Genomic DNA, 6,268 nt, shown 5'->3' with positions numbered 1-6,268 from the left:
TTGAGTCTTTTTGTTGATAAGCGGCTGTTTGAAGTGATGGCTAGCCCGGATAAAGATAAGCTGACTATTGTCATTGATATCGATTTCAACATTGCAGCCGGTTTGAGAGCTAAGGCCGAGTAAACGCCATAGTGGTGACATTTCGGGTGACACCTGCTATCCTCTGCACATTCTGCAGGGGATAGTTTTATTTTGGGAGGTTCTATGTCGTCGGAAGTACAGCATCATCGTCTGATTATTCTTGGTTCCGGCCCTGCCGGTTATACTGCAGCGGTCTACGCAGCGCGGGCAAACCTGAGCCCGGTTATGATAGCCGGTCTTCAGCCAGGTGGGCAGTTGACCACCACCACTGAGGTTGATAACTGGCCTGGTGACTTTGAAGGGGTGCAGGGGCCGGACCTGATGGAGCGGATGCGTCAGCATGCCGAGCGGTTCAACACCCAGATTATTTATGACACCATAACCGCTACTGATCTGTCGCAGCGTCCATTCAAGCTGCAGGGGGACAGTGCCAGTTATACCTGCGATGCCCTGATTATTGCTACCGGAGCTTCAGCTCGTTATCTGGGTCTTGACTCAGAAGAGGCGTTCAAGGGTAAGGGAGTGTCTGCCTGCGCCACCTGTGACGGTTTCTTTTACCGTAACAAGCCAGTAGCGGTAATTGGTGGTGGTAATACTGCCGTTGAAGAGGCGCTCTATCTGGCTAATATTGCCAGCCATGTCACGGTTGTTCATCGTCGTGATCAGTTCAGATCTGAAAAGATCCTGGCTGATAAACTGAAGGCCAAGGCTGCCGAAGGCAAGGTGACCATTGAATGGTTCCATACCCTTGATGAGGTGTTGGGTGATGACATGGGAGTGACCGGCATGCGGATTAAGGATGTTCGTGATGGTTCAACCAAGGAAATTGCCCTGGACGGTGTGTTTGTCGCTATTGGCCATTCTCCCAACAGCAGTATTTTTGACGGACAGCTTGAGATGAAGGATGGCTACCTTAAGACCCGTGGCGGTTCTGAAGGCTTTGCCACCCAGACCAGTGTCCCCGGTGTTTTCGCTGCCGGTGATGTGCAGGATTACACCTATCGGCAGGCGATTACGTCGGCAGGCACCGGTTGTATGGCGGCCTTGGATGCAGAGCGCTTTCTGGACGGGCTTGGACAGTAGATTGTACCATGCGTATTGATCCTCCTAAAGATGAAGGGCTGGACCTGTTGCTGCAGGAAATTGCCAAAAATCTGGAAGAGAACCAGCGCTTTATTAAAGGCCTGAAAGAAGATCGGATGGATCGGGAGCTTGAAGATGATGAGACCGGTCCTGATGATGAAGAGTTTGAGGAGCTGTAGAACACGTTGGTAATGTTCTTCAAATATAAAGGCGCCACCGGAAACGGTAGGCGCCTTTATTGTGTATGGCAATCGAGTCTTAGTGGCCTTTTTTCTCTGTCTTGCCGCCAGTTTTAGAGCGCTCTTCGCCTTTTACGCCTATATGGCAGGTAGCACAGCGGGTATTGGAGGCAAAGGCCAGTGAGCCGTTATGGCAGGCGCCGCAGTATTTGCCCTGATAGAGTGACTCCATCACAAAGTCCTTGTTTTCCTGGGCCTTTTTTGCCTGTTGTTCAAACAGGCGGTTGTGGCACATATCACAGGCCAGCCCTTTTTCAACGTGGGTCTTGTGGGAGAATACTACCCCTTTTACCGGCTTGTCATAGACAATGGGGGCCTCAGGGTAACTGGCGGCAACAGCAACTCCGGCTGCCAGGGACAGGGCGGCTACAGCGGTTATGCATAGTGAACGTATCGTCATAGCGTAAAATCCTCGTTTTGGAGTGAAGTGGTTAGTTACCCTTTGGTATAGAACACGTTGGGACGGGTGCCTGCCTCAGGCCGCAAAACCCAGACCGCTTTTTCGATCTGATGCACAATCTTGAAGACCCGATCTTCCTGATTGGAAAGGTCTCCGAAGATTCGTACGTCTGCAGGACAGGCATGGGCACAGGCGGTGTCCTTCTCGCCCTTGGAAAGCCGGGTATCCCAACAGAAGTTACACTTATCAACCGCCTTTTTCTCTTCATTGAAGTAGCGGGCATTGTAGGGGCAACCCTCCTGACAGGTCAGGCAGCCGATACATTTTTTGATGTCCATCAACACGATGCCGGTGGTCTTGTCCTTGTAGGTCGCCTTGGTTGGGCAGACCCTGGTGCATTGTGGCAGGTTGCACTGGTTGCACAGAATCGGAATGAACTCACGCTTGCCACCCACCGCATCAGGGGTTTCTTTCTCAAGAATGGTAGTCCGGTAGGCACCGTGGACTTTGGGGACGTGGTTGGTGGCCACGCAGGCATCCATGCAGCGTTCGCAGTCGATACAGCGGTGCTGTTGCATCACCATGCTGTAGTGGGGTTTGTAGGGATACTTCTTGGCAAAGTCAGAGGCATGGGCGCTGTTAAAGGTTGAGACCGCTGAAAACAGTGAGCCGCCGGCAAAGATGCCGGTTATGGCCAGACCCATCTTCAGAAAGTCCCGGCGCTCCTGCATCGGTACGTTTTCGACCCCTTCGTTCTGCAGATTGTTCAGATCTATGTTTTTATTCATGATTGGTATCCTTGTCGTAGTAATTGATCTGTAGTGTGGTCTAGTGATCCTCAACCTTGTGACCGTCAAAAACTTTTTCTCCGATCAGGAACAGCAGGGCGGTCAGGCCAAAGCCGCCAGCAGTAATGATCCACTCGTACACGGAAGGGGCATAGTGCAGCATTTCCTTGAACTCATTAACCCCCAGGTCATAGTAAACCGGCAGAGATTGACCGAGATAGACCAGATTGAAGCGCATGACAAAGATGCCTATTACCATTGATAACGATGCGATCAACATCAGCTTAAGGTTGCGCCCCTTAGATAGAATGAAGAGTATCAGGGGGCCAACCATCCCCAACAGGATTTCAAAGAACCAGAACACAAAGGCGTGGTGGCCGAAGACTTCAGACTGAACAACCGGGTAGGCACCGGCAGGCTGACCAGCTGCTCCGGCAATCAGTTTCCAGGTGGTGAAGAACAGGATGACGGTGATCAGCAGGATGCCGATCTTGGTGGTAACCTCAAGGGCACGCTGCATTTCAGGGGACATCTCCTGCTTGTTGATCTTGTAGCCGAGGATGTGGAAAAACAGAATAACGGCACAGCCGGTCATCATGGCTGAGGCGATGAAGTAAATCGGCATGTAAGGACCCTGCCAGTAGGGGCGACCCATCAGTAGGCCAAACACGGCACCCAGGTTTGAGTGGGCGGCAATACCGGCCACTGAACCACTGAAGCCGCAGATTACAGCAGGGCGGTGCTTGTTCATCAGCAGGAAGATATACTCGGCGAACATGAAGGCCAGGTAGATACCGTAAAGGGTACCCATCCACCAGATGTTGGAGGTCAGGTTGGGGGAGATCACGTTCCAGATGGCCATCCGCCAGGGGAGCTTGATCTCAAAGGCGATCACGAAAAAGCCGGAGAGAATCGTAGCGATGGAGAGGAATACCGAGCGCTTGGCGATCGGCATGAAATCCTGGACCCCAAAGACGTGGCCTATGGATGAGATCAGGCAGAGTCCGGTGGAGCTAACAACGAAAAAGACGTAGGTGGCGATCAGGACGCCCCAGGGCACCTCGCGGTAGACATTGTAGTATGCCTCGTGTCCCTTAATCATAGCCATCAGGCCGGTACCGGCAGAGGCCAGAACCACGGCGGCGGCAATGAAGACCATCAGGTAGAAGCCGGTTCCCGCTGTCTTGAGCCGGTTGGCTACCCCGGTGACCAGCTCATTGAGAGATGGAGTGGTGTGGTGATGTGCCATGCGTCGATTCCCCTTTGTGATCTGATTTCTGAGTCAGGCTACAGATTCAAGTTTTTGAATGTTGCATTTCTACTGTAACTAGCACGCCATAATCAGAAAAGCAACAGGATTGTGGGTAGTTGCACGTGTTGCAGCTTTAGTTGCAAGGGTGTTGCAATGAGGCTGCCTTGACTTTGGGGGGCTGCTCTGCTATAGCGAAACAGCCTATTATTACATGCTATTTGGAGTTCGATAATGTCAAAAAAGCTGTTTATTCCAGGGCCGGTCAATGTAACTCCTGAGGTTTTTGCTGCCATGTCCCAGCCGATGATCGGTCATCGGATGAAAGAATATGCTGAGCTGCATGGACGGATAAAGACAAACCTGAAACGCTTGATGAAGACGGAAAGTCGTGTGTTCCTGTCCACCTCCAGTGCCTTTGGTGCCATGGAAGGGGCAATCCGTAATCTGGTCAAAGGTCGCTGTGCCAATTTCTGTAACGGTGCTTTTTCTGATAAATGGCACGATGTAACCCTGCGTTGTGGCAAAGAGGCCGATGCCATCAAGGTCCCCTGGGGGCAGCCGATCACTGCAGAGCTGGTGGATGCAACCCTGGCAACCGGCAAGTATGACAGTATCACCATGATCCATAATGAGACCTCCACCGGCGTGTTGTCACCGTTACCGGAAATTGCCGCTGTGATGCACAAGTATCCTGACGTGGTGTTTATTGTTGATACGGTATCATCCATGAGCGCTATGCCGATTGCGTTGGATGAGCTGGGGATTGATTGCTGTATCTTTGGCGTTCAGAAAGCCTTTGCCCTGCCGCCCGGCCTGGCCATCTTTACTGCCACCGAGAAGGCGCTGCAGCGTGCGCAATCTGTTGAAAACCGTGGCTACTATTTTGATTTCATGGAATTTGCAGCCAATGATGACAAGGATAACACCCCTTCAACCCCCTGCATCTCGCTGATCTATGGTCTTGATTGCCAGCTGCAGCGGTTTTTTGCAGAGGGGCTGGAGGCACGCTGGGAACGGCACAGCAGCATGGCTGAACGAACCAGAAATTGGGCATTGGAGCGTGGATTTGAGTTGTTTGCGCCAGAAGGTGCCCGCTCAGTGACCTTAACCAGTGTGGCAAACAGTCGCGGTGTAGATTTGGCAGCAATAAAAAAACAGTTGGGAGAGAAAGGGTATGCCTTTGATGACGGCTACGGCAAGATCAAGGGCAAAACCTTCCGAATTGCCCATATGGGAGATATGCAACCAGCTGAATTAGAAGAGTTTCTGGTGGTTCTGGATGGAGAGTTGCGTTGAAGAAGTAGGGGCAGGTTTTAAACCTGCCCCTACAGATATTACGCTTCTTCAAAGACATCCTTGCCAGCGCCGCACAGCGGGCAGCACCAATCAGCCGGGATATCTTCAAAGGCAGTGCCGGGGGCAATGCCGTGGTCAGGGTCTCCGGCAGCGGGATCATACTCATACTGGCAGATAGTGCAGACATACTTTTGCATCGGTTTTCTCCTTTTCGTGGTGGTCAGGAAGACCAGCTGATCGCCTGGACAGGGCAGCCGTCAATGGCTGACTGCTTTTCAGCTTCAGTGGCGCCATCCTGATTATAACACTCTGATTTGCCTGAGTCGTTGAACTTAAATGCTCCGGGGCAGATGCTGACACACAGTCCGCAACTGATACAACAATCCGGATCAACAAACGCGTTTTTTGCCATGGCTGGAACCTCCTTTGGAAAACCATAGCACCAAACTTTTGCTGCAGCAAGTGGGCATAGTTAAGATAAGACCTCAAGAGGTGAGCTGATATGTTGTTTGATACGATAGTTGTTGGCCCATTGGGCGTTAACTGTTCTATCCTGGGATGCGAAGAGACCGGGCAGGGGGTTGTGGTGGATCCCGGTGATGATGCTGAGCGCATCCTTGCCCAGGTGCAGCAACGTGGTCTTACTATTACAGCAATTATCAACACCCATGGTCATTTTGATCATGTTGGCGCTAATCGCCAACTGACCCAGGCCACCGGTGCACCGCTCTATATCCATCAGGCAGATGCCCCGATGCTGGAACGGGTAGCCAAGACAGCAGCCATGTACGGACTGCCGGGGGAAAACTCTCCCCAACCTGATCGCTTGCTGGAAGATGGTATGCTGATCGAGTTTGGCACCCATCGGCTGCAGGTAATTCACACCCCTGGTCATACCCAGGGGGGCTGCTGTCTCTATCTGGAGGCGGAAAGCAAGCTGATCGCCGGGGATACCCTGTTTGCCGATGGTGTCGGGCGGACTGACCTGCCGGGCGGTTCCCATCAGCAACTGGTGGAATCCATCAAGAACCGGCTCTTTACCCTGCCGGACCAGGTGCAGGTCTATCCCGGTCACGGTCCCACCACCACCATTGGCCATGAAAAGCGCCATAACCCGTATCTGGACTAA

At 52.3% G+C, this 6,268-nt stretch carries 9 protein-coding genes; 4 read left to right on the top strand and 5 right to left on the bottom strand.

What is annotated here, in order from left to right; all coding sequences use genetic code 11:
• Nucleotides 1–204 precede the first annotated feature (204 nt).
• Both trxB and B5D39_RS16885 read left to right on the top strand, forming a co-directional pair.
• Nucleotides 205–1,164, top strand: coding sequence for a thioredoxin-disulfide reductase (trxB, locus tag B5D39_RS00540; RefSeq protein ID WP_078788430.1), 960 nt, complete (start codon nucleotides 205–207; stop codon nucleotides 1,162–1,164).
• Nucleotides 1,165–1,172: 8 nt separating this feature from the next.
• Nucleotides 1,173–1,343, top strand: a complete 171-nt coding sequence (locus B5D39_RS16885; RefSeq protein WP_153304297.1) for a hypothetical protein — start codon at nucleotides 1,173–1,175, stop codon at nucleotides 1,341–1,343.
• Between the two features lie 79 nt (nucleotides 1,344–1,422).
• Here the strand turns inward: B5D39_RS16885 and B5D39_RS00535 are convergent, their stop codons facing one another.
• The 3 genes from B5D39_RS00535 to nrfD are packed head-to-tail and all read right to left on the bottom strand — an operon-like array spanning nucleotide 1,423 to nucleotide 3,840.
• Complete coding sequence (locus tag B5D39_RS00535; RefSeq protein WP_078788429.1) at nucleotides 1,423–1,803, bottom strand: cytochrome c3 family protein; 381 nt, start codon at nucleotides 1,801–1,803, stop codon at nucleotides 1,423–1,425.
• A 35-nt stretch (nucleotides 1,804–1,838) separates the two neighbouring features.
• Nucleotides 1,839–2,591 (bottom strand): 4Fe-4S dicluster domain-containing protein, encoded by a 753-nt coding sequence (locus tag B5D39_RS00530; protein WP_078788428.1) that lies wholly within the window; start codon nucleotides 2,589–2,591, stop codon nucleotides 1,839–1,841.
• Nucleotides 2,592–2,631: 40 nt separating this feature from the next.
• On the bottom strand, nucleotides 2,632–3,840 hold the full coding sequence (nrfD, locus tag B5D39_RS00525; RefSeq protein ID WP_078788427.1) for an NrfD/PsrC family molybdoenzyme membrane anchor subunit: 1,209 nt from the start codon (nucleotides 3,838–3,840) through the stop codon (nucleotides 2,632–2,634).
• A gap of 234 nt (nucleotides 3,841–4,074) precedes the next feature.
• Here nrfD and B5D39_RS00520 point away from each other — a divergent pair, with 234 nt between their 5' ends.
• The gene (locus tag B5D39_RS00520) at nucleotides 4,075–5,139 is read left to right on the top strand and encodes a pyridoxal-phosphate-dependent aminotransferase family protein (protein WP_078788426.1); all 1,065 of its coding nucleotides are present in this window, start codon (nucleotides 4,075–4,077) and stop codon (nucleotides 5,137–5,139) included.
• 38 nt (nucleotides 5,140–5,177) lie between these two features.
• Here the strand turns inward: B5D39_RS00520 and rd are convergent, their stop codons facing one another.
• Both rd and B5D39_RS00510 read right to left on the bottom strand, forming a co-directional pair.
• On the bottom strand, nucleotides 5,178–5,336 hold the full coding sequence (gene rd, locus B5D39_RS00515; protein WP_078788425.1) for a rubredoxin: 159 nt from the start codon (nucleotides 5,334–5,336) through the stop codon (nucleotides 5,178–5,180).
• A gap of 23 nt (nucleotides 5,337–5,359) precedes the next feature.
• On the bottom strand, nucleotides 5,360–5,551 hold the full coding sequence (locus B5D39_RS00510) for a ferredoxin (protein ID WP_078788424.1): 192 nt from the start codon (nucleotides 5,549–5,551) through the stop codon (nucleotides 5,360–5,362).
• Between the two features lie 90 nt (nucleotides 5,552–5,641).
• Between B5D39_RS00510 and B5D39_RS00505 the strand changes: the two genes are divergently transcribed.
• Nucleotides 5,642–6,268, top strand: coding sequence for an MBL fold metallo-hydrolase (locus B5D39_RS00505; RefSeq protein ID WP_078788423.1), 627 nt, complete (start codon nucleotides 5,642–5,644; stop codon nucleotides 6,266–6,268).

Origin of the sequence: Trichlorobacter thiogenes, from assembly GCF_900167465.1 — a bacterium.
Classification (GTDB): Bacteria; Desulfobacterota; Desulfuromonadia; order Geobacterales; family Pseudopelobacteraceae; genus Trichlorobacter; species Trichlorobacter thiogenes.
This window is presented reverse-complemented; position numbering and strand designations above follow the sequence as displayed.